Annotated in this window: 17 protein-coding genes; 5 read left to right on the forward strand and 12 right to left on the reverse strand. The window is 49.2% G+C overall.

Annotated elements, in window-relative coordinates; genetic code table 11:
- Window positions 1-40 precede the first annotated feature (40 nt).
- The 11 genes from N24_RS16365 to N24_RS09680 form a co-directional block, all read right to left on the reverse strand.
- On the reverse strand, window positions 41-880 hold the full coding sequence (locus N24_RS16365) for a YPDG domain-containing protein (RefSeq protein WP_167382078.1): 840 nt from the start codon (window positions 878-880) through the stop codon (window positions 41-43).
- 194 nt (window positions 881-1,074) lie between these two features.
- The gene (locus tag N24_RS09635) at window positions 1,075-3,504 is read right to left on the reverse strand and encodes a hypothetical protein (RefSeq protein WP_096456458.1); all 2,430 of its coding nucleotides are present in this window, start codon (window positions 3,502-3,504) and stop codon (window positions 1,075-1,077) included.
- A 156-nt stretch (window positions 3,505-3,660) separates the two neighbouring features.
- Window positions 3,661-4,530: a hypothetical protein gene (locus N24_RS09640; RefSeq protein WP_096456460.1), complete on the reverse strand. Its 870-nt coding sequence runs from the start codon at window positions 4,528-4,530 to the stop codon at window positions 3,661-3,663.
- Window positions 4,531-4,586: 56 nt separating this feature from the next.
- Entirely contained in the window at window positions 4,587-6,866 is a 2,280-nt protein-coding gene (locus N24_RS09645) for a DNA topoisomerase (protein ID WP_096456462.1), read from the reverse strand.
- A gap of 1,381 nt (window positions 6,867-8,247) precedes the next feature.
- Entirely contained in the window at window positions 8,248-10,335 is a 2,088-nt protein-coding gene (locus N24_RS09650) for an AAA family ATPase (protein ID WP_231910963.1), read from the reverse strand.
- Between the two features lie 227 nt (window positions 10,336-10,562).
- Window positions 10,563-11,342, reverse strand: a complete 780-nt coding sequence (locus tag N24_RS09655) for a hypothetical protein (protein WP_096456464.1) — start codon at window positions 11,340-11,342, stop codon at window positions 10,563-10,565.
- Window positions 11,343-11,569: 227 nt separating this feature from the next.
- Entirely contained in the window at window positions 11,570-13,393 is a 1,824-nt protein-coding gene (locus N24_RS16610) for an LGFP repeat-containing protein (protein ID WP_231910964.1), read from the reverse strand.
- Window positions 13,394-13,521: 128 nt separating this feature from the next.
- Window positions 13,522-13,815, reverse strand: coding sequence for a hypothetical protein (locus N24_RS09665; RefSeq protein ID WP_096460030.1), 294 nt, complete (start codon window positions 13,813-13,815; stop codon window positions 13,522-13,524).
- A gap of 81 nt (window positions 13,816-13,896) precedes the next feature.
- Entirely contained in the window at window positions 13,897-15,117 is a 1,221-nt protein-coding gene (locus N24_RS09670; RefSeq protein WP_096456466.1) for a hypothetical protein, read from the reverse strand.
- The gene (locus N24_RS09675; RefSeq protein WP_096456468.1) at window positions 15,110-16,324 is read right to left on the reverse strand and encodes a hypothetical protein; all 1,215 of its coding nucleotides are present in this window, start codon (window positions 16,322-16,324) and stop codon (window positions 15,110-15,112) included. Before N24_RS09675 ends, N24_RS09670 begins: the two co-directional genes overlap by 8 nt.
- A 5-nt stretch (window positions 16,325-16,329) precedes the next feature.
- Entirely contained in the window at window positions 16,330-16,662 is a 333-nt protein-coding gene (locus N24_RS09680; protein ID WP_096456470.1) for a hypothetical protein, read from the reverse strand.
- 108 nt (window positions 16,663-16,770) lie between these two features.
- Here N24_RS09680 and N24_RS09685 point away from each other — a divergent pair, with 108 nt between their 5' ends.
- Window positions 16,771-17,409 (forward strand): thermonuclease family protein, encoded by a 639-nt coding sequence (locus N24_RS09685; RefSeq protein WP_096456472.1) that lies wholly within the window; start codon window positions 16,771-16,773, stop codon window positions 17,407-17,409.
- Between the two features lie 302 nt (window positions 17,410-17,711).
- On the opposite strand, the gene N24_RS16265 is transcribed toward N24_RS09685, so the two are convergent.
- Window positions 17,712-17,855, reverse strand: a complete 144-nt coding sequence (locus N24_RS16265) for a hypothetical protein (RefSeq protein WP_157736418.1) — start codon at window positions 17,853-17,855, stop codon at window positions 17,712-17,714.
- A 175-nt stretch (window positions 17,856-18,030) separates the two neighbouring features.
- On the opposite strand from N24_RS16265, the gene N24_RS09690 reads away from it, so the two are divergent.
- From N24_RS09690 to N24_RS09705, 4 genes are all read left to right on the forward strand, one after another.
- Window positions 18,031-18,597, forward strand: coding sequence for a hypothetical protein (locus tag N24_RS09690; protein ID WP_096456474.1), 567 nt, complete (start codon window positions 18,031-18,033; stop codon window positions 18,595-18,597).
- A gap of 98 nt (window positions 18,598-18,695) precedes the next feature.
- Window positions 18,696-20,156 (forward strand): hypothetical protein, encoded by a 1,461-nt coding sequence (locus N24_RS09695; RefSeq protein WP_096456476.1) that lies wholly within the window; start codon window positions 18,696-18,698, stop codon window positions 20,154-20,156.
- 26 nt (window positions 20,157-20,182) lie between these two features.
- Window positions 20,183-20,644 (forward strand): hypothetical protein, encoded by a 462-nt coding sequence (locus tag N24_RS09700; protein ID WP_096456478.1) that lies wholly within the window; start codon window positions 20,183-20,185, stop codon window positions 20,642-20,644.
- Between the two features lie 130 nt (window positions 20,645-20,774).
- On the forward strand, window positions 20,775-21,917 hold the full coding sequence (locus N24_RS09705; protein WP_096456480.1) for a hypothetical protein: 1,143 nt from the start codon (window positions 20,775-20,777) through the stop codon (window positions 21,915-21,917).
- Window positions 21,918-22,040: the final 123 nt, after the last annotated feature.

Genomic DNA, 22,040 nt, shown 5'->3' on the forward strand with positions numbered 1-22,040 from the left:
TAATGCGAGAGCCGGGTAGCGCTTAAGTCTCAAGCAAAGATCAAGAACTCAGAGACGATCCGGCAGGACGAATGACATCCACAGGTTCAGGCTGATCCGTCACCTCGATGGAATAAGAGGCCGTCGCATATGTGCCGTCTGGATAAATTAATTCTACAGCAAACCATAGTTGACCAGTACGATCTTCCGATGCTGTGAAAGTAAGCTCACCGGTTTTCTCATCAATAACGACAATTGCACCCATCAACTCCGCATTGTCAATTGATCCATAACGATCACGAACAACCTTAGATCCCTGTGGGACTCCGCCAATCGCTCCTGTACCGTCCATCACCCTCAATGGAATCTTAATAGTCTGCCCTTTACGCACCCTCGGAATCTCTTCACTCTGGATGCTGTAATAAATATCATCTGCCACAGTGATCACTGAATGTGGTGTCACTATGTCACTAGAACCATCGGGGTAGATAGCCTTGACCGTCACTCGGTCAATGTAGGATCTGGTCATTTTTCCGGGGATAAAATAAATGACCTCTGAGCCAGCAAGAGTATGCCGAATCATACCTGTTCGTGAATCTACCCGAGAAGCAAGCAAACCATCATCAATGACATTGGTGAACGTATCACCATCAAGAACAAATTGAGTTCCTTCGGGTAATTCAGCGGAATTCTCAACGAACTGAAAAGCTGTGTTAGACAAACCCGTAGTATCCCACGGCGTACCAAGACGCGTTTCTAAGGGCTCATACTGTGGCTCATACTGAGCTGCCATAGATACATTGTCTTGTGCATTCGCAGCACCCGTGCCATTAACCGTTGCTCCGAATAGCAACGAACATGACAGTGCGACAGTGACCAACGTGCGTGAGCGTACCAACATACTTCTACACCACTTTCCAAATCAGAACTACTCTTTGCTCACTCATAATATAGGGACAGGATGCCCCAATATCTTTATGGTATCGAACTGATCCCCTTTCAGAAGCGTCTGCTGATCTGTTTTTTGTACGACACAAGAAAACACCGCCTCGATAATTCAAGACGGTGTTTTTTCCTCACCATGGTGACCAACAACTACCGCTTCGCCAGGCGCTTCTTTTCTACCTGTGCAAGTGCGTCGTCAAGATTCTTCGGCCCTGTTTTCGCAGCTAGTTCTTTCGCCTCCACATCATCAAGCTCCTTCATCTTGCGCGCAGCCTTCTCCTCAAAGCGCTCTTCGCGGTGCTCGGCCTTGGCCTGAATAGCCACCACATCCAAATCCGCTGTACCCACCATGGTCGTGCCACCGCCGTAGTGCTTATCTCGCTTGGATCGTCGCCTACCGCGCTGCGCTTCAATCTTGCGGCGCTGCTCCATATAAGGATTCACACCCAACGCAAGGTTGGTTTCAAACACCACATTGGTCGCACCTCGGCGCAAATAGCTCGCACCAGAATTCTGCGTTGTTACCAACCGCGCCAAGTCCATCGGAATCTGACTGTTAATCAGCGACTGATACATATCCACCGAGTCAACATTCATCGGGCCCAAAATGGTGTACGCAGCACGTTGGAACTGGTTGAAACCGACAGTGCCAAGCATGGCGTCCATCGAACTGTAGAGATAGGCCACTCGCCCACCACGCTCAGCCATGTAACCAAACTGATTCGCCAAATAATCCTGCACATCAACATCGACAATGCCATCAGCACCGTGGATAATAACCACATCACCTTGACCGAGCGTCTCCACGGCAAAACCAATGACGTTAACTAGCTGTGCCATCGCAACACCTGCGCCACGTCGCAGCAAACCAGAAAAATCATAGATCACGCGGCGTGCAGAGTTAACAGAGTCAATGCCATCTGCAGTGTGCTGATTAAACAAGTCACCGTGAGTATCGAGCAAATCTTTATAGGTCAATCGCAGCACAGAAATAGCTCGGAACATATCGGGGTCTTTCACACCCTCGAACTTCTGCCTCTCATACTCTTGATCAAGATAGGACACAAAGACAGAGAGCAGCGGGATCTGATCATGAGGAACCCCAACAAGTCGCAATTTGTCTCGGTTTTCACCAGCGTTAAGAGCCCACATACTCATGTCCACATAAAAATCTGTGATGATCTCTTTGAGCTTTCCACGCAATAGCGCCAGCTCAGAAGTCTTATCGCCCAGTGCTTGCTCGGTCATGAACACGATCTTGTCCATGTGTGTTGAATACAGCGACAGCTCATCTTCTTGCTTACCAAAAAGCTCAAACATGTTGAGATCACCGCTGGTCATGTCCACATGCGCGGTCATAGATTCTAACTTCGGCCCCATTTCATCAAGCTTGGCGCCATTGAGCACCAGATGCACCACGCGACGGTTGTTGAGCAACGCTGCCTGGGAGATCTTCGACCCCCACATATCAACCACACGTGGTCGATTCAGCAATGGCGAGGTGTTAATAGAATTATCTGCGCATACGACATGTCCAGACCAACGATCCACATCAAAAAGCACAGCGGAGTTGTTGACATCGCCACGCATGACACCGACGTATTCGCCGGCAACATCGTTAAGACCATTGGTGACCAAAGAATAAGAACCTGCAAATTCGGTCGAAGTAAAGTGGAACCCTTTACCTCGCTTTTTACTATTCTTGGTAAAAATCTGTGACAGCTCCTGGCGCTGCTCACCGTGGTGTGCAGCAATATCCATTCGCGATAAGTGCTCGATGAAACTGCGTCGAATCTTCTCTACAGTAGAATCCAAAATCTCAAGGCTTGGTCCGCGCAACAGCAGGCGGTTGTGCACAGTCAAATATGATGCACCGTCATCAAGTTCAGCAATCACTTCATCAAGATCAAGTCCACGTTTGACTGTCTTGCGACGATTCGACTTGGTGGAAGAATCTGCCAAGTCCGATTCCTCTGTCTTGGAAAGTCGGTCAGTGTTTTTTAGGTTGTCATCAATCCATGACTGCTTCATACGCTCCACCTGCTCAAAGAGCACAGCGGAAACACCCTCAGGAAGGTTACGCGGAATACGGTTCACTCCCCAGAAGGCACCGAATTCATCCTTGGCATCCTCATTGTGGAAAAACGACAAAATAGTGCCGATTTCATCATCCACCTCAAAATAATCTGAGTGGAAAACATAATGTTCCCGTGGCTTAATCACCATGAGGTGGCCATGATTTTCCATGGTGCCTAACGCTGCCTGCGCGTCCTTTTTCTGCTGGCGAGTCATCGTCTCGTCAGCAAGATCATCGCCAGACTCGTCCACATCATCCGTGGCAGCGCTGGTCGCACGATCGTCAAGGTCACCAAAACCAAATGATCCACTCAGGGTGCGCGCAGTGCGCGCAGGTACAGGTGTGGTTTCCTCGGGCGCGCGACCAATGATGCGAGCTCCCAGTGAGGGTGCTGGGAGTGGTGCTCCTGTGTCAGGTGTTGCATGAAGTGCATCAATCTCCGTAGCGGAGGTGTCTGCAGGTGTTTTCGACTGCTTTTTCTTGAGTCTGTTTAGAAGTTTCATCTATCCCCAATTCACTTTAAGAGAAATATATTAAACAAACTTTAACACAAAGAAAGTCTCTATTAAATGTCATTTCATTAGTGCAACCGCCACCCAGAAGACACGAAAAAGCAGGTTGTCGGATCTTCCGGCAACCTGCTTTAAAAAACGTCGCGACTACTTCTTCTTATGTCCGTAAATACTGCGCAACAGGTCATTAACCTCAAACCCGTTGAGTTGACGACACTGCTTGTACATCGCACTTGAGTTTTCTACCTCAGAGAGCAAAATCTCTTGTGCAGTATGCAGTGCGGCGTCATTCGGTGAATGCAGCGCCAAATACTGGTGAATTGAGCTGAATTTTCCACCTACGTCATAACGCAAAATATCAAGTGATTCCTCCATAAGCTTGGTGAGCTCAGGGTGTCGATACACCAGGTTCTGGTTTTTACGTTCGACGTTGGCGACCTGACTAAATACTGCTTGGGATTCCTTTGTCGTGATGAAATTCCACTGCGTGTCTGTTTCTACTTTTTGCCAAAAAGAATCTACGCGGTCAACAATCTGACTCCGATCGCCAGAGAACAACAACGCTGAGGCTGTACCCACAACCGAGTAGAAATAACCCACACTGCCATCCAAGTAGCGCACATAACCATCTTCATCGACACTTTTAATACCGACAAGCTGCATGAATGGGTATGGCGCAGTATCACGTCGTGTGGAAATTCTACGGTGTTGTTTCTGCAGATAGCCGAACAGAGCCGGCAGCTGCATAAACTTCATTTCCTTGGTTTTAGTCCACTGTCCGAAATAAGCAGCGAAACCAATGACCCACAACACAATGATGATTTTCAGCCACACCGGTGAGTGCTTGACCGGTGGTGTCATAATCACAGCTGCAGTGGAAATAAACACCACAAACCAAAACAGCAAAACTTTAACAGGGATAATGCCCAAGCTAAACGACTTGGTGGTAATCGGGATCTCATAATCCAGCACACTGCGCGCCAGGGATGGTGGAACTTTGTATTCTGCTTTTGCCATCTCACACCTTCTTTCTTCAATCTATCATTTGACTCTTGTGCTGCACATGCTCGGGGTTAGTCTCGCGGTGCCAGCTGGAAGCCGACAAAGGAGTTGCCGTTGTACTCGCCGCGCTGCAGCGATCCCCGAGCTGTGTACGGCTTCTTTGCCTTCGACATAGCATCGAAAGCAATCTCGCGACCTTCAAGCAGATCGGCGATCTCCTTGTCGGTGAACTTGTGACCACCCCATACGCGCTTGAAGCGAATCTTTTTACCCTCAACCTTCCACACACCCACCGCGTACACAGCTGGGTCTGCAGAGGCAATGCGATCAACCTGACCCTTAAACCCAAAGAAATTGATGGTCTTGCCGTCTTTGTTGAAGCTTTGATGCGCTAGCTTGCCGGTGACTGTCGTGATCTGCCCACCAATCATCGCATCGGTAATGGTGAGCTCCTCACCATTGAGCAACGCCTCACATTCAGCATCGCTAAATTCATGCCCGCAGTAGACCTTCTTAAAGCTCACCTGCTCGCCGTTCCAGATGCCGGAGTGCTTCGCAGTGGGGGTAAAAGTAGTAGTCATGAGTTTCTTTCCTAGTTCTTGGGGGATGTTTTTTGCGTTGCGGGTCATGGTGGCAATATCCTCTTCGACCCACTGTTTCACTGGCTCTAGTGCCTGCTCTGCGGTCTTTTCACCAGCAGCAACCGCAGCCATATCCGCATAAACGCGCTCGGTCAATTTGAGGTCGCCAATATGGGTGCCAGGAAGCAGCAGATAATTCAGTTGCCCTGCGTCAGTCATAGTGACTTTGCCGCGAGTTTCTTTGAGCAATGCTGACTTGCCGGCTGTGACCTCGGCATAAGTGCTCGTTCGTGTCGCACCGGTACCGACATCATGCTTATCGAGCTGTTTCATCAACCACGTCATCGACGGATGCGGTGGTCGCTGCGGAAAACCCTCAAACACCTCTGGCTCAGCACGGTTACCAATCCCCTGCTGTGCTGCATCACTGCCGGCAGCGGCATCATCAGTCTCGGCGTCTACGTCGAAAATACCCTTCCAACCCAAGGACTTCGGTACGTTCGCGGTACCGAGAAACGCTGGGTAATCCACGACGCGGCCTTTTTGGTGCTCATAGAGGTAATCCTCTGCCAGCATCGTGAGGTAGCTCTTAGCCAGCACTTCATAAATGCGCTGTCCGAGCACACCATAGGTGGTTTTCACCGCTGCAATACTGGCCGGCACATTAAATCCCGGACGGTTAGCACCGTGGGCACCCTTAGGCTTGACGTGGGTCGATCGTGGCTGCCTATGCGTAAGGTCAGCCGGATTCACACCGACCAGGCCGGCAATCTTATCTACCAGTGGCGCAAGTTCCTTAAACTGCTCAGGGGTAATCGTCTTATCCTCGGTACGCGGATAAGACACCACCTGTGCTTCATACATCTGCTGATAGGTCTTCAGCACGTTCTTTGCGCTAAAACCTTCTTTGGACAGCAATGCCGACAGGCTTGCCAAGTCAAGTAGACGTGGCGGCGCCGTCTTTTTCATGCTCTTCTCATAGCATTCGACAGCACTTGCTTTGTACTGCTGCGGTACCTCGTCGCGAGTCTTATAACGTGGCTCCTCGGGGTTGACGTAACTTACCCCGTGATCATCAGTGAAGCGGTTTTGATAAAAAGGAGTCTTTTTATAATCGTTGTACGCATCTAAGCCCTGCCCCACAATCGCAACCATGGCAGATTTCAGGCGCCCATTGCGCAAGACTGCACGCCGACCAGTGGCCTCCAACACTTTGGTGGCACCGCGAGTCCACTGCATCGACAGCAGATCAAAGCGTGATCGGAATTCCGCCTTAAGATAATTGGGCTCGTCATGCATGGAGGTCACATCGCGACGGTTGATAAACGCCTGCTGAATCGAGGCCGGCGCCTCATCAACAAATTCCATACGCTGAATCTTCTTGGTGTCTAACCCCAGCTCAGCGATAATCTCCCACGCCAACAGATCGCCTTCACCCGTGGGATCAATATCTGATCCGATCACAATGGTGTTGCAACTGCTCAAGGTTTTCTTAATGCGCGCAATCGTGTTGGCTGCGCCGTGCTTTTGCTCCCGTGACCACAAAAACTGCCTCTCGTCCCACGGCAGCTTAGCGAGATCCCAGTATCCACCGATTTCATCGGCATAGCTTGGCGGCACCATCTCTTCTGGTTCCACGAACTCATAAAGATGCCCACTGGCTGCAGCAATGACGTATTTCTCGCCGTTATAAGTACCAGAGGGTCCGCCGAGGGCTTTCGCAAAGTTTTTTGCAGCCGAAGCTTTCTCCGTCAAAATTCCAATTGTCAAAGTATTAACCTTTCTTACTTTTTTAATACTTTAACACGGTCAAGAAACTAATTGAATTAGTTATTTGGGTTATTCAACCACCCCAGCCGCATGGTCAGCGCCAACAACTCCCAACGAGCCACCATGACCGAATTTTCTGCTATCGCAGAACGGATTTATTTATAGGATTTGCACATAACTAGTGCCATCTAGGTCGCTCACTAAGTGAGACTGTAGTCCCACACGGTGAGATGACGGCTGAAAAACTGCACAAACGTGAATTTAATTCGAGCGTAACGTTACGTATCGTTACACTCCGTTACACAGCGTTACAGCACCAAAGATGCACGTCAAAGACCCTTTTATTATATTAAAGTTAATTATTAAAATAATATAAGCGTTACATTAAAGTTACATAAAAAATACACTGTGACCTGCATGAATGCAAAAGTGTAACGTTGTAACGATACTGTGCATGTTTTACGTACACGCGAGGGATCGCAATAATCCGTTATGGCTTTTACCTATCATCACCACCGTGCAGAGTAGTAGTGCTCATGTGCACGCTTATGGGGTGAAAAGTAGTAAAACGACATAGCATGATGCTCATATGCGCTTTTAAGTACTTATGTGTCCTATTTCACGTTTATGAGTTTTTACTCTTACTCTTCTGTCAATATTAAAGTTCCAAAAGTATCGTTACAACGTTACAAACCACAATTTTGTGACTATAGTTGCACGTCAAAGGATACTTTTAGGTGTAACTTTAGCTTTTTCGTATCGTTACACCGTAGCGCTACAAAACTACTGTTACAGCAGCTCAAGGCATGTTTTTGGGGTGTAACGATACTGTGGCTTTGTAACGTTACGTTCATAATTAAATTCATATATGTGTCTGTTATACGCACTTTCGTTCTATTTCGATAGCCAAGTAGTTACTGTGTTGATAATTAAAAACTTATGGGAATTTTGAGGTTCTGCACAGCGTCACTTTTTCCGGTATATTCGAAATCGTTGAAACTGTAGTCATAACACTGTTATGAGAATGTCAAAGGTGCACTAACAAGCCCCAGGGCATACATCAACCACTGCCCTACATCGTGCACGGCGGCGCCACGGTCTCTACGCACAGCAACAACTAAAGGCACTGTTTTTCATGCCCCTGTGCGTGTTTAAGCACCTCAACCATTGTGCACAGGCACAAACCAGCACAACACCACTCAAGCCGTTAAACAGACGCGAAAATACAACAGCGTCCTTCTTCTTAGGGGACACAAAAAAGCAGCTTGCTCCGGGGCACTTACACCCTCGAAACAAGCTGCTTTAATTCTTGGCGCTAATTGCTCAGCGCCACCATCACAGCAGTAGCAACGACCACCACTACCCCACACATCAACACCATCTAACGCGCGCCTCCACCAGTGCTGGGTAGATCGAAGTTACCGACCCGGTAATCCTGCTTGGAGACACACAGCACCACAGCATTAAGAAAACGCTTCGGGTCAGGAACACGCACCTGCCACGCCTCATCTGTCCGGGTGTTCCACAAAATACCGTCCTTCATCCCAGACATGACCAAATACATTGCCAGCTGCAAAAACATCGGATGGGTCAGCTCAGAAACGAATTTCAGCTCATAGAGCACATCCTTGTGCACCGCGTCTGCGACACCCGCAAAAGACATTGGCGTGCGCACTGCTTTACTCTGTACTGCCTCGCCGTCAAGGATCAGTGGAATCTGATTGCGTGAATCAGCATTCAGCCTCGTACCCAGTCGTGACACCAATGCCTTCTCTGCAGCAACCGGAATAGAGCTGCGCACCTGATCGACATACCGCATCTGCTCTGTAGACGCTGCTGTGACAATAAGGCAGTTACGCCATACGCTGTTGTTTTTCTTCACCAGGCGTTTGAGATTTTTCGCAAACGGTCTCGGGTACGCCGATAGTGCTGTATGGACGTTGTAGTCCTTGAAGAACACTGCCTCCTGAAAGTTTCCAACTGTGGGTGACAGATCAATAAGCCCGTCACTGCGATTGACCTCAATGGCTGCACCTTTGCCGTTGTCGAGACGCTTCACATCAAGCAGGTCAAAACATGCTTCGACATTCTCTGCGTACTTAAAATCAAAGGCTTCGGTCACAGAGATCGGGCGCTCATATTCACTAGGCGCCAACTCAGGTAGTTCTTTAAACACTGAGACAGGAATGAAACCCATGGTGCGCTCAATCTGTTGTTTCACCTCATCCACATCACCCTCGCTTTCTTCTGCCGACGCATGGACATCTACCTCAGGTGCAACCTCGGTATTGTTGTCCACCACACCCACAGCACGCCCTGCAGCCCAGTCCGCACCAGCCTCATACGCTGCTTGGAGAGAATCACTGCGTACAAAAACAACCTTGTTTTTGCCGCGTGATGCTGCCACCAAGAACACATTGCGCATGACTACGGGGTCAACATTGGGGTAACCAAGACGCATGTCCCAGAATTCTTCGTCATAGTCAAAGACCACGCAGGTATCGCGCTCTAGACCTTTACTGGAATCAAAGGTGGTAAACACCGCAGCATCATCTGGGTGTGCAATCTGGGAATCACCATCGCGAATAGAGGCGAACACAGTTTTCTTGTTGAACTTTGCCGGTGACTTCCTCTCCACGACATTAAGCGCATCCGACATCTGTCCATTGCGACTACCTAAGCACAGCAGGTTGCTCGGTTCAGTACTTTGAATCAGCACCACCGCTTCAGCAAAAGACTTGTATTCAATCTGCTGTGCGGTATTGACACCCACAATCGGTTTATTCCACGCATCAGACAATCCTGCTGCCATAGCCTCACCAATGCGAAACGACTGCGTAAACGGCGCATAGACTGGATCTTCACACAACTGTGCTGCAAATTCTTGTGGATCTAACGTGGTGTCAGATCGGACTTTCTGTTCCAAATCACCCACCATGACAATCTGCATGAGCGGGTTGACAGACTTAATGTTGCGCAGCAATTCTGCATAGTCCTCATTGATGTCCTGATACTCATCAATAACCATCAGGTCGTAGCTGGGGAACGTGCCAGAAATGTGCTTGAAGTTCTTGTTAAACTCCCGAATCGACTCGCTAATACCGCACTTAATGCCGGCCTTGAGTAGATGAGGATAGACAATGCCGTGATAGTTCTGCACCTTGGCACCACGAACACGCTGCTGTGCATCAATTTTCAACAACTTCGAATAGGTCAGATACAGCACCTCATGGTCTGCACCCATAATCGAGCACAGTCGTTGAATAGCAGTAGTTTTGCCCGAGCCCACGGTGGCATCAACAATGACGTCTTTGCCAGCAAGCACGTGATCAATCATGGCTTGCTGTTCGGCACTGAGTTGGACTTCGCCTGCACCGGTGCTCAACTGTGGCGGAGGTGCCACCTGCGTGCTGGTGTTGTACGCAGCGAGCATTGCTGCTGGATTATTTAGCGACATCATATTTGCCATAAACTTTCTCCCTAAATTAATGAGATATTAATGAGAGAAAATTATAACAATTACATTCTAATTCACCTAGACATTCAGACACAGCACAGCCCTTCCCGGAAAAACATCCCGAGAAGGGCTCGCTTTCATCCGATCTTTGAAAGGTGAGTGGTTTTGCTACAACTAAATACTCGCAATTTTCCATCCTTTCCTCAAGATTGAGCGTCCTACATCACGCTCGTCAATCCTTATATACTCCAACCTAAATCCTTGTACCACCACCGAGGTACTAAAGAATCCCCAAGAGTATCCTGATCAACGCCGTAGATAATCCCATCATTTACCTGACAGTTGACATATTGAGCTACAGCACCGGCCGGTAGTTCCAATGCAGAACCTTTAATAGTTGATTCTGTGAAGAAAAGGAAAACCTCTGCGCGAAAAACCTCAATAATTTGTATGAGACAGTTTCGGAAAATGAAGGAAGGTGCCCAATCTGAAGCTGGATCTGGTTTAGGAAAAGAGATCATACGAATTAAGAGTGATCCCTGGGCAATAAACTGAGTATTAGTCATTTCTATGGTGGTTGCGCAAGACACCGCAGTTAAATGGAATGCACTAGCAAAGATGCAGTCCGTAAAACGTAATTTCTCCAAATGGACGCTAGTTAGAATAAGCGGTTTGGTAAAGGAAATCCCCGTGAATTCAAGAGAGAAAGATCGTGAGGAGGACTCATTATGATTTTTTGAGAGCTGATAGATAATAAGGGAAACCGCTATTTCCTCTAATTCTTCGTGAAGATTCACATCAATTTCTTCACGTTTCAATAACCTGCTTGAGCTTTGTAAAATTTCAATCGCCAAGTAGATGATTCGTTGCGACAAAGGGAAACTAAATCCCGAAGGGTTCTCAACGTTAAAGAAGAAATCGTTTGACTCTCCCCGTAAGATTTGAACCACTGCCTGTAGCTGGTTCTTTGTGGGTTCTTGCAGCAGATTCTTTAACTTTAGTATTAATGCTTCATTCATTTTCTATCCCTCACTCAACTAAAAATACCCTCTTCTTCTATGCCTTCTCGTAGAAAATCTGGTAAAAAATCAATGATTCTTTCTCTCTTGTTTTAACGAATTCGTATTTTCCGCATAACTAAATCTCGCTTAATTAAGGGTTTGAACCAATGACAAAGTTCTCAGCTGTGGACCCACCGCTGAGAACTTTGATGATCTTCAGAACGAGAAACAAAGGTTATCCATAGTTACCGGTTAAAGATCCACCCGAATTTCTTCGTACTCCTCATACGCTCTGGGCAAAAGTTGGTAACGATCTCAGCATTTTTCTCACAAAATGCGTTCACTAAACCTAAATCTTCCGTATCACTTGCCCCATTTCTTCCGGGTGCACCTTTGAACCATTCTTGATTCACTGGAAGATAAATCTGGCGCAATGTGATTGGCGCGGCATACTCTTCGCAGTCAAGTACACAGCTTACAAAGTAAACAACAGTTTCCCATCCCTCGGCGCCCGGCTCAGTTGGGGTGAAATAAGTTGCTGTCGATGCATAGTAAGCAGCCTCCACCATATCGAGTCGAGTAATTCCGTGCTTATACCGAAGCTTATCTGCGCCAAAACCTACATCGGGTTTGTCATTTGGGTCCCAATATCCGCGACGAATTAGATAATCAATGTTGGTACCTGGGTTCTTTGGGTAAACAATATCTCCAGTAGGACTACCGCTGGCGAGTGTTTGCAGTTGACGATGAGGGTTTTGATTTACTGGGGCAAACTTCTCAGATTGACTATTCGAGAGGCTTCCGCTTCCCTCTCCACCCATGTACGCAAGACCGTCATCCGTTGCCCACAGAGATCCGTTTTCAAAGCGTTGAAGTAACGTCTCCTCAAATGGGTCTAAAGATACCCAGGGTAAGCCTAAGCCCTCGATACCACCGAGTTGCTTCCACAGGGCAACAGCTTCACCATTTAGCTCACGCGCCCCAATTCCCGCACCCCATAAAATCATGGAGTTTTCTCCAAAATCAACATGGTGTGCAACGCCCGGGACATAAGCTTCTTCATCTGCTTCAGGGAAGCCTAAACGACCCGTTTCCCGACCAAGTGCATCCCACACCCGCTGTGTAGCCAAATACATGAACCGAGTCTGACGATCATTTCGCCAGGAGATCGTTCCATTGGAGAAATTATTGTAAAAATACTCAGTACCGCTAGGTAGCTCATTAGTGATCGGGATGCCAATGGCATGATTCGAGCCGCCAAGTTCTTCGTAGCGCTGTTTAATATCGCCCCACACAGCACCGCCAGTCAATGGGTTGTAGTAGTTGTCACCACCTTGAAAAGTCTGTCGCTGAGTAAGGGGATAGTTTGTATCCATCGGACCAGAGGTTGGGTACCCCAATGGCCCTGATTCCCAGTTCAAGGTCCCCCACTGTCGCAAACCGTCCAAGGTCACTGCATAAGCGCCTGTGTCTGGGTGCCAATAGATGGCTCCACCAAAAAATTCACTTCTTTTACCAACACCGTCAGGATTGGTCAACTCGTTTGACTTCGGTGGTCCAAGCCATGACAACTGACCTCCAACCTGACGATAAGCGTCAAGAATCCGGCCACACACTGAAAAGCCCGTCGGCCACATAACTTCACACCCGGTGGTTGCCATCAGTCGTGCACCCTCGTTAAGTCGTGCTTCTGCGACTTCTACCTGGTCAGCTTTGTCCTTGCTTACCCCCTCCGGTAACTCGATGACATCTGAACGCATGTCCCCTGCAACGATGTCCCGCTTAGGTGGCGGGAGTTCCTCGACATTGTCTTCACTATCGTTGACTTGCTCGTGATACTCAACGACTACTTCTGGATGTGCTGTTTCGTAATCCTCAAGTTGTTCCTCAACTGTTGGAGCATTCCTATTGGGGACATAATCAACACCGTCATCAGCAAACTGCTCATCAGTGATTTCTTCTACAAGCTCAAATTGATCGTCCACCTGTGCTTGAGCCACCGGAGATGCAACCCCGATGGCCAGCAACATGACAGCGGAAACCCCCACCAATCTTCGTGTCAACCGCATATATCAAACCCTTACCTGTCGGAAAAATGTGTACAAACTGAGGATAGGCATAGATTTAATTAAAAGTTGGATGGAAGAAAAAATACATAATTTTTACCCAAAAAAAGGGGTGAAGATTATGTTGTACTTTAGGGCGCAATAGGTTCCCCGGTCGCCGGATCAACACCGTACACAGTCTTAAACATCTCCGGTGCCACTGCTGCCTGGTAGTTCAATGCGGCATTAAACGACGCCTCATCACCAGATTCACGGAAACGGTCAAGACCGTCACCAAGCAGTGAGAACATGGCTTCATTAAGCACTCCCAACTGCTTCTCCCGTGCCTCATCGCGCTCACGAAGACGCTTGACCTCAGCTGCCAAATTATGAATCTGCTTCTGCTGATCTTTGATGATCTCGCCAGCAGTTTTTCCCTGTGCCATAATCATTATTCCCCTTTTTAAGTCACTAACTTTATCTGTTTGATTCTTACTATATCTGCATCAGTATTAAGTCGAAAGCCTTCAGTCATCATTTCGCACCGCATGGAACTGTCTCCCGGCTGCATCTTTCTCTCGCTGCCACTCATGCTCCGATGACTTTTTCAATACAGCAAGCACTTTCTCATGCTTTTCACTGTGTAGATCAATATCTTCAACTGCTGAACCAGTCGCAATATCACCGATCATGAGACGTTCTGCGAAAAACGCACTGAGCAAATGCTCAAAAAAGAAATTGTCGCGTTCGTTTTGCACACTGCGTTTGTGCAAAAAGCCCAGCGTCTTGTTGATCTGTGCCATCTGCTGCGCCTGTTCATCAAGCGCGTCATTGACATTTTCCTGCCAGCCTACAGATCGGTGCTCATTGAGAATGTCGAGCACAAGCTGGTCATCGTCACTTAAAGACACTAATCCTCGGACATCTTCGTGATTCGCCAGCAGTGACACAATCCCGAGGTTCACCAAGACCCCGAAAGGAATGGGACCTCGAAACGCCACACCCTGCTGTGCAAGCTTCTTGTGCACATGATCCTGAAGCAACTCAGTCAACCTGGCACTCGTCCTGTGCACAGTGCGCAGTTGATCATCTATCTCAGTGCCATCACCATCACGCAACGTAATGCTTGAGCTAAAGGCTGCCGCACCTGCACCCGGTGTACATGCTGCTGCATCGGTGGTTGTGCGAGCATTACGTTGTCGTCGCGGTGCCTGTTTCACAGGTTTTTTGCCAGATCGCTTAGGCTCCTGTGCTAGTTGATGCTCTTTCACGGCATCTAGATCCGCAACTACATCAACAGCTGGCGCCCCCTGGGTCACCTCTGCAGATTCTGCAACCGCCTCATGCAACACAGGCGCCTGTGCTACCTCTGTGCCAACCTGAGCCTCTGGTTGCGCCCTCTCTCCGCCTGACACTGCTGACTGCTCCAACCATGTCTGGGCATCAGCAACACCCTGGTAAATATCGCGTAATCGCAGCATCTGCTGGAAAAGCTGCTCCTGCGCTCTTGTCACCGTGCCGGCAGCAACACCCTTATTAATTCGCTCCGTTACGGTCACCCATGAGCGCTCATAGGCTGGATGTGTGCTATCGCCAAGAAGCAGATTCCTTAAATTATCTGAACCTAAAGACAGCTTGTCCCACAGCTGTGACAGCACACTGTGTAACCGTGCATCTCCTGCAACAAGATCTGACCCATCAATACTTAAACGATCGGTCAACATGACAGTCGCCACGTTCTTAGTCATCTCCGCCACCCTCTCCCATCAGTGCAGCACTGAGCTCTGCAGCGAGCGCATCAACTTCTTTTTTAAGCCGTTCATTTTCTGCTTCTAATTCATGCTGCTGCTGAGCTTGGGATTCGCCCTCGGCAAGTGCCTTAGCGTAGATCTCATCAAGTTCCTTATTATGTGCCACCTGAGTCATCAGCCCCAAGCGTCGCAACACCACGCTGTGCTCAATACCGTTGAGCTGCATAAAAGACCGAATTGCCTGATCAATCGGTGTAATAGTCTCACCCACCAGACCATCGACTATCTCTACGCGCTCAACCTTGGGTGCCGGCTCTGGTGTTGGTTCTGGTGTTGGCTCTGGTGTTGGCTCTGGCGCAACAACTTGTTCATCAACAGCTACTACGCTGTCCGCATCATGAGCAGATAGTGTCGCAACCTGTTCATCAACGTTGTCTACTACAGCTATATCCTGATCCATCTCTACGTTCTCCTTCTCTGTTCCCCTGATGCTCTCTGTCTCTATGGCTGTCTTTATCATTTCAGTGACCCCATCATGAGGCTCGTTCTCCGGTGGTTGCTGGTAACGATTTTTAAGTTCTTCCAGCATGATCGCCCCATCAGCACCGACAAAGATGCTAAGATCCCGGTGACCATCTCGCATAGCCTGCTCATGCCTTATATGGCGGTGACCATCAACCTGCCCAAAAGCCAGCTCAAAATGCGTACCAAAAAACACTCCCTCCCCTACATCGGCCGCAGTCGCGCCAGCTGTATTCTCTTGCCCGTCACCATCTGTGTCAGTGTTCACTGCCGGTTGTGTTCGGATGGGTGGTCCTGGTCGCAGTGCATTGGGCGCAGGGAGTCTGGGTCGAAAAGATCGCACCGCTGTCGCGGTGCCGGTGGAATCACGGGGATCGTCTACCGACTCTTCGTGACTGTCCTCTTGTGCAGACTCATCTGTACTTGTCGCAGTGTCGTCAGCACCGGCCTCAGCGACATGGTTCTCACTGCTCAACTCACCTAGCGGGCCAGCGTCACAGGGTTCCTCCTCAGCAAAAGGGTCCTCATCAAACTCGTCCTCATCATCAAGATCGGCAGCATAGTCATAAGGCTCGACTGACCCTTGCACTTCAGCTTCAGCCTCTAATGCAGCTAATTCATCGGTTAAGGCTGCTTCCTCAAGGGCAGCATCCTCCAACGCTTCTCGCTCCTGCTCATCCATCGGGTTTAACCCAGACCATCAAAATCATCGGAGAGATAGGAGTCGCCGCGAGTCATACCGATAATGGTGTCGAAACCACTAGTCACAACTGTCGTGTTGTTCGCCAACTCACGAGCAAATGAGCTGAGCTGGTCAACGATCTGATTAAGACGGTTGTCCAACAGTGAATTCGGAATGACGTGCACACCGTTATCACGATCAATTTTCTCTCTGATCGCCTCTTCTGCATACGCGCTCAGCGAGATGCCTTTTCGATCTGCCCAATAGATTGCCCGCTGGTGGGTGTCTGAATCAAAGCGCAGTGTGGCACGTACATGAACCTTTTTCCCGTCTGCCATGTCTACCCCTATTCTCTGAAAATCCATTAATGTTAATGATTAAGTTAGTCTATTTCATAGTTGATTAACTTATCCACTACCCAGACCTCTACGAGAAAGTTCCCCAGAATGTCACTATCTTTTAGTTTTCGTAAAATTGCACTCTCTGCCACCACTATGCTTGGCGCTGTCGCAATCTCTGCCTGTGCGCTAGTAACTCAAGCACCCCCTATTAACGCAGCCCCGGTTACCGGCAGCAGCTCATTAAGTTCTACTCTCGACCTGGGCACCACCACCCCTACCAGCATCGACACAGTAAAACTCACTCAGCAAGCACGAAATCAAGCAGCGCCACGCGTTGCAGCCAGCCTGGTGCGCGTAGTAGACGGCGACACCATTGTCGTGAACTATCAGGGCGCTCAAAAAACTGTCCGCATGATTGGTATTGATTCTCCCGAAACCAAGCATCCGACCAAGCCTGTCGGCTTCTATGGACCAGAATCTTCACAGAATCTCACCACTATGCTGCGTGGTGCCACCATCACACTAGAATTTGATTCCACCCAAGCCCGCGAAGATCAGTACGGTCGTCTGCTTGCTTATGTCTGGTACACCAAGGGCGATAGCGGTCTCAAGCTTGCCAATTTAGAACAAATTGCCTCAGGCTCAGCTGCTGAATATAGCTTTGACACCCGCTACAACCATCGTAATATTTTCCTGCGTGCACAGACTCTCGCCAAGGCAAACAACCTAGGCATGTGGGGTTAAAACACACCTGCCCACACCAACCACAAACCCCCAGCAACTACCGCAATACGGTACAAGCTGCTGGGGGTTTTACCCTGCCAAAGGCAGGGTCGGGTCAACATGCGCGAGGAGTTTAACAGCGCATGTTAGCCAATCGCGTTCATGAGCTTGACAAAGAAGTTGAGCAAGCCATTGGCGTTATCCAAAAAGGTGCCGAGTCCATCGGAGCTAAGAACACCTTCGAGCTTTGAGCTAAGTCCATCCATTGTGTAACAACCTTTCTTGAGAATTTAAGAGAGAAAAAACAACAAAACAACGCCTGACTAGGCGCTAAATGCTTCGCCGTAACCTTCGACACCAAGTTCGGTAGAGATCAGACCACCAAGGTCAAGCAGATCCCCAAAACCAAGCGCCTGCGAGATCGCACTGGCACTAAGCAAACCTTCCAGCACTGCACTAAGCATCATCACCACAAACTTTCACAGTAGTTTTTGTTAGTAACTTTGTTGATTAAGTTTCAACAAAGTTTACTATATACTAAAGTGCAAACCAAAGACGAGGAAAGTATGTCTGTTTGTTTGTCCCCAGATTATTCACACTCGTTATATCTCCCGAGAATGTCCTAGAAAGGAACTCGATCTCATGTCCTATTCGCTGATTATTTCTAAAGCAGCAACCCACTCCATGCCTTTTGATGAGGCTGAACTCCTAGAGCTTGTCGATGAACTGCACTCAACCACCACCGTGAAGAAGCCGGTTGTTGTGCCACTCCCTGATGATTTTTCCTACACCGTTGATAGCGCTCTGCGACTACATGATTTGGGCGTTGACCAGGAACTTACTGACTGGATTACTGCACAAGTCGCCGCAGCCTATCCAAACCAGATCGTCTCCGAGATCGCTGCTGCCCCAGATCCACAGGCAAAGACCTTGTTTTCCGCCAATGTGCATAACACCCGGTCTTTTGGCACTTTTTGGACTGAGCACCCTATTACCCAGCTCCAATACAAGCGCTGCTACCAAATTGTCATCGAGAAATTCACAGGTGTCTATCGGCCGCTCCCTGTTGATGACTACCGCTACGTGCCACCTGTTGCACCATCCTTGCCACAGCCGGTCTACCACGAAGCCATCCACCTCGATAAGTCTGACACGACAGATCACGGTACTCGTGCAGCCAAGCACGCAACGATCAACCGTCGCGTCTAACCTCCCAACACGCCACAGATAACCCATTGTCTGTGGCGTGTTGTTGTATACCGACTTTTTCCCTTAACCATCCCACTACATCTAAGAAGTACTCCATCATGTCCTACACCGAATCCACCCCACCACCTGTACCCAGCATGAACCCAAGCGAATTTGCTCTCGCATCACAAGAACTCACTACCACCACAACCCCTAGCCCCACACAGGTCGCTATTGCGGCCCAGGAAAAAATTCGCCAGCGCAAGCTCAAAGAGCTTAAAGCAAAAAAGCGCACAGACACGACAGCTGAGCCACTTCTACCTGCTCCTGTGCTGCATACACGCCCACTCCCCTCACCGAATCCACCGCGACCATCTGCACCGGCGCCTACCACTGGACACTGGGAACTTCTTATTGTCAGGTCACAACAAAAGAAAATGATCGCAGCCAACCCCTTTCTCAAATTCCTTCATCTCGGTAAAGCCTTCAACGTAAAAGACCTAGGACTTACCTGCGATCGCACCGCTGATGTTGATCTTTCACGGTTGGGCAAGCTCAATCCGCCCAGCTCACTTGTCCTTGAACTAGCAACAGCACTGAAACTACATCCGTTCCTCTCTGTCGCACTCTCCTCGCACAGTGCAGTTAACGCTCGTCGCAACCAGCTGGAGCTTACCCTGCACAACTATGATGCTCAGGGCACAGCATTAGGTCACAGCGTGACTATGACCCAGCTACCCGAGGTTATTAACCGCGCCGCTGTTGAGCCCTATATCAAGCCCAAGGGGACAGGTAACGATCCGCTTGATCAAAGCCTCGGCCACCGTGCCCCAACACGTAGTGATGTGCAAGAAGCACTTGCCCAAGAAAACAACGACGACGTGGTAGACATCGACGGTTACCTTCTCCCCTTTGACCCTGAGTCTGGTTCACCAATAACCACCTCGCTTAATGCGCACAATAGGGATCTTCTGCAAGCCCAGCATGAGCTTGCCTATATTCCAGAAATCACCACCATCACATCATGGCTCGATCACCTGGACCCCATCATGCACGCACACCGCAGCCTGGCGCTTTCAGTTTTCCCACCAGATCTCCTGCGTGCTGCCATCGCCGATCTCTCTAACTGCACAACAGATCCTCATAATTATCTTGACCCCGAGGAACTTCTTCCTACAGAAATCACCACCTGGTTGGATCATCTTTTCGATGCGGACGCAGCTGATCTAACAGCGTGTCCACAGCTGGCACCCCCTACCGTGCGCAGCCGCCAACACGCCAAAGCCATATCAACCATCACCGTGACCTCCATCATGGACGCGCTTATCACCAAGATTCTCGACGACTATGACGACGATCTACTGCCCTCACTACCAGAGTTTCTCACTCTGTTGCGTGATGCCGTAGCCAGGCTCGCAGCACAGATTAAGCAGCAGCGCGGTGAAGTTCTCCCCCAACGCAGTGGTCTGCAACATGCTAGCGACTTTGGCCTGCTGTCCTCCATCTCCGATGCCTTGCATGAATATGCACTTGCCATCGACTTTGGGCTGATTTATCCCACTGAACTTATTACCGAGTAAACCCACCCCTAGAAAGGTTGTTACCCATGTCTCGTATTACTACTGCACCCGTCCACAAGCCCTACATCATCGCAAGTGAAATCAAAGGTGTCTCCCATGTCCATGACACCTTTGGTGGCAAGTGGCAGGCGACGCTACATACCCTAAGAGCTGGCGAATCCTGGCCAAAACCATCGCGGTTTACTGTGCCGGAATCAACCTCCATCTGGTTTATTGCAGTAGCAACCCACCCACGTAACCCACAGGCACGCAAAGGTACCCTACTTGGTCGCGGTGGTCTTTACGAGCTCAAAGACACTGATCTGAACTTTCTCACAGAGCGACAGGATTTGCTCGCCACATCTACCTCTCGTGACTCAGAGGATCACCGTTTACGGTTTGATTCGCGCACTGATGCGGCAGCATTTTTCCATGCTAACGCCCGCCACATCAACAAGCTTTTTCATCCGGCACTAGGTCATGCTCGCTACGATCGCATAGTTATGTAAGCACGGCGTTCAGGCTGCGAACTGATGGTCATCTACTACACCCCTCCGGGTGTAGTATCACGATAACAACACCCCCACAATCTCAGCCGGTCTCCCATACATGACTGTGGGATTGATTAGAGTCTCTTTCATGATGCTCTACCAACACACCACGCGCGGGCTGATCATTAGTGACGCGATCATCGCGAAAATCAGCCAAGTCAACCAACTCCTGCTACTAAGACCCACGCTGTTGCAAGACGACGATATGCACCACGCGACACTAAGTCGCGACACCCCAGCGATTCGCAGTCGCCGTCGCTCCTATCGCGACAATAAAACCGCCTATGCGACCACGAGCACCATCCGAAACCGTGAGACCTTTTTCAGTACGTCTGATATTGAGTTCGCCATACTCATGATCCAGGACGTACAAGAATCTCTCGTATCTTTTGATCCCACCTTGGCTCAGGATATGAAATCAAGAACCAACGCAGTCATTTCTGCACTCAATGAGCTGCGCGATCCTCTGAGCGCCTTCTACCTAGCCCATGAATACGGCGACATCATCAGTGATGGTGCTTATGAGTTTGATCATGCTGCTATTAATGCGCAGCACAGCCTCAGCGAACTCGTTGCCGGTCTACATAATTATGACCAGCTCATGTTCCCACAGGAAACCGCGCCGTTGATGAGTGAATCCAATGGGATTCAGCTGGCTCAGTACTATAAGTCCACCAAACTCGATGAGTCTCAACTGACGGTAGAACCTGATGAGCCTGGTATCAGCATTATGTGGCACGCCCATGATTTCACCTGGTCATGCCTAGTGCGTTATGACGATATGAACCGTTACCCAGATCATTTCAGCATCTCTTTCAAAGACATGCTGATCCCTGAACAGATCTACACATTCCACTTCACCCCACGTGAAGCGATGCAACTGCGCAAGGTACTTTTTAATGCCATCGCTGCCTACAAATCCCAAACATGGGGTGATGAGAACACTGATCTCACCAAGGCTGAACTCGAATTTGGTGGTACCACCATGACGTTTCGTGCTGGTCTCTCACAGCTTAGTGTCACCGGCCCCCCTGATCACCGCCAGGTGTTCTGCTTGTCGTCCTCTGGTCGTGAGGATCACAACACCCCACCAAATATGCGAGACGGACATGTCATTGATATTGCGGTTACTCAATTGTCCACCCTGCGTAACCTCATTCGGGTGCTGTGCACCACTCACCCAGATCATTCACCAGCACTGCTGCCTTATGGTCAGCAGTACACCATCTAACATGCTCTAGCTCGACCCCAGAAAACACCCCATCACAATGTTTGTGATGGGGTGTTTTTGCATATGTGGAGGTACTTACCAAAGACCACAATCATATTCATTTTATTAGTAAGAAACAGTTTT

This window comes from Corynebacterium suranareeae (genome assembly GCF_002355155.1).
In the GTDB taxonomy this organism is placed as follows: Bacteria; Actinomycetota; Actinomycetes; order Mycobacteriales; family Mycobacteriaceae; genus Corynebacterium; species Corynebacterium suranareeae.

What these genes read in the sequence shown, in the direction of transcription:
- N24_RS16365 (WP_167382078.1), bottom strand. Translation starts at nt 880, where the DNA reads ATGTTGGTACGCTCACGCACGTTGGTCACTGTCGCACTGTCATGTTCG.
- N24_RS09635 (WP_096456458.1), bottom strand. Translation starts at nt 3,504, where the DNA reads ATGAAACTTCTAAACAGACTCAAGAAAAAGCAGTCGAAAACACCTGCA.
- N24_RS09640 (WP_096456460.1), bottom strand. Translation starts at nt 4,530, where the DNA reads ATGGCAAAAGCAGAATACAAAGTTCCACCATCCCTGGCGCGCAGTGTG.
- N24_RS09650 (WP_231910963.1), bottom strand. Translation starts at nt 10,335, where the DNA reads ATGGCAAATATGATGTCGCTAAATAATCCAGCAGCAATGCTCGCTGCG.
- N24_RS09655 (WP_096456464.1), bottom strand. Translation starts at nt 11,342, where the DNA reads ATGAATGAAGCATTAATACTAAAGTTAAAGAATCTGCTGCAAGAACCC.
- N24_RS16610 (WP_231910964.1), bottom strand. Translation starts at nt 13,393, where the DNA reads ATGCGGTTGACACGAAGATTGGTGGGGGTTTCCGCTGTCATGTTGCTG.
- N24_RS09665 (WP_096460030.1), bottom strand. Translation starts at nt 13,815, where the DNA reads ATGGCACAGGGAAAAACTGCTGGCGAGATCATCAAAGATCAGCAGAAG.
- N24_RS09670 (WP_096456466.1), bottom strand. Translation starts at nt 15,117, where the DNA reads ATGACTAAGAACGTGGCGACTGTCATGTTGACCGATCGTTTAAGTATT.
- N24_RS09675 (WP_096456468.1), bottom strand. Translation starts at nt 16,324, where the DNA reads ATGGATGAGCAGGAGCGAGAAGCGTTGGAGGATGCTGCCCTTGAGGAA.
- N24_RS09680 (WP_096456470.1), bottom strand. Translation starts at nt 16,662, where the DNA reads ATGGCAGACGGGAAAAAGGTTCATGTACGTGCCACACTGCGCTTTGAT.
- N24_RS09685 (WP_096456472.1), top strand. Translation starts at nt 16,771, where the DNA reads ATGTCACTATCTTTTAGTTTTCGTAAAATTGCACTCTCTGCCACCACT.
- N24_RS16265 (WP_157736418.1), bottom strand. Translation starts at nt 17,855, where the DNA reads ATGATGCTTAGTGCAGTGCTGGAAGGTTTGCTTAGTGCCAGTGCGATC.
- N24_RS09690 (WP_096456474.1), top strand. Translation starts at nt 18,031, where the DNA reads ATGTCCTATTCGCTGATTATTTCTAAAGCAGCAACCCACTCCATGCCT.
- N24_RS09695 (WP_096456476.1), top strand. Translation starts at nt 18,696, where the DNA reads ATGTCCTACACCGAATCCACCCCACCACCTGTACCCAGCATGAACCCA.
- N24_RS09700 (WP_096456478.1), top strand. Translation starts at nt 20,183, where the DNA reads ATGTCTCGTATTACTACTGCACCCGTCCACAAGCCCTACATCATCGCA.
- N24_RS09705 (WP_096456480.1), top strand. Translation starts at nt 20,775, where the DNA reads ATGATGCTCTACCAACACACCACGCGCGGGCTGATCATTAGTGACGCG.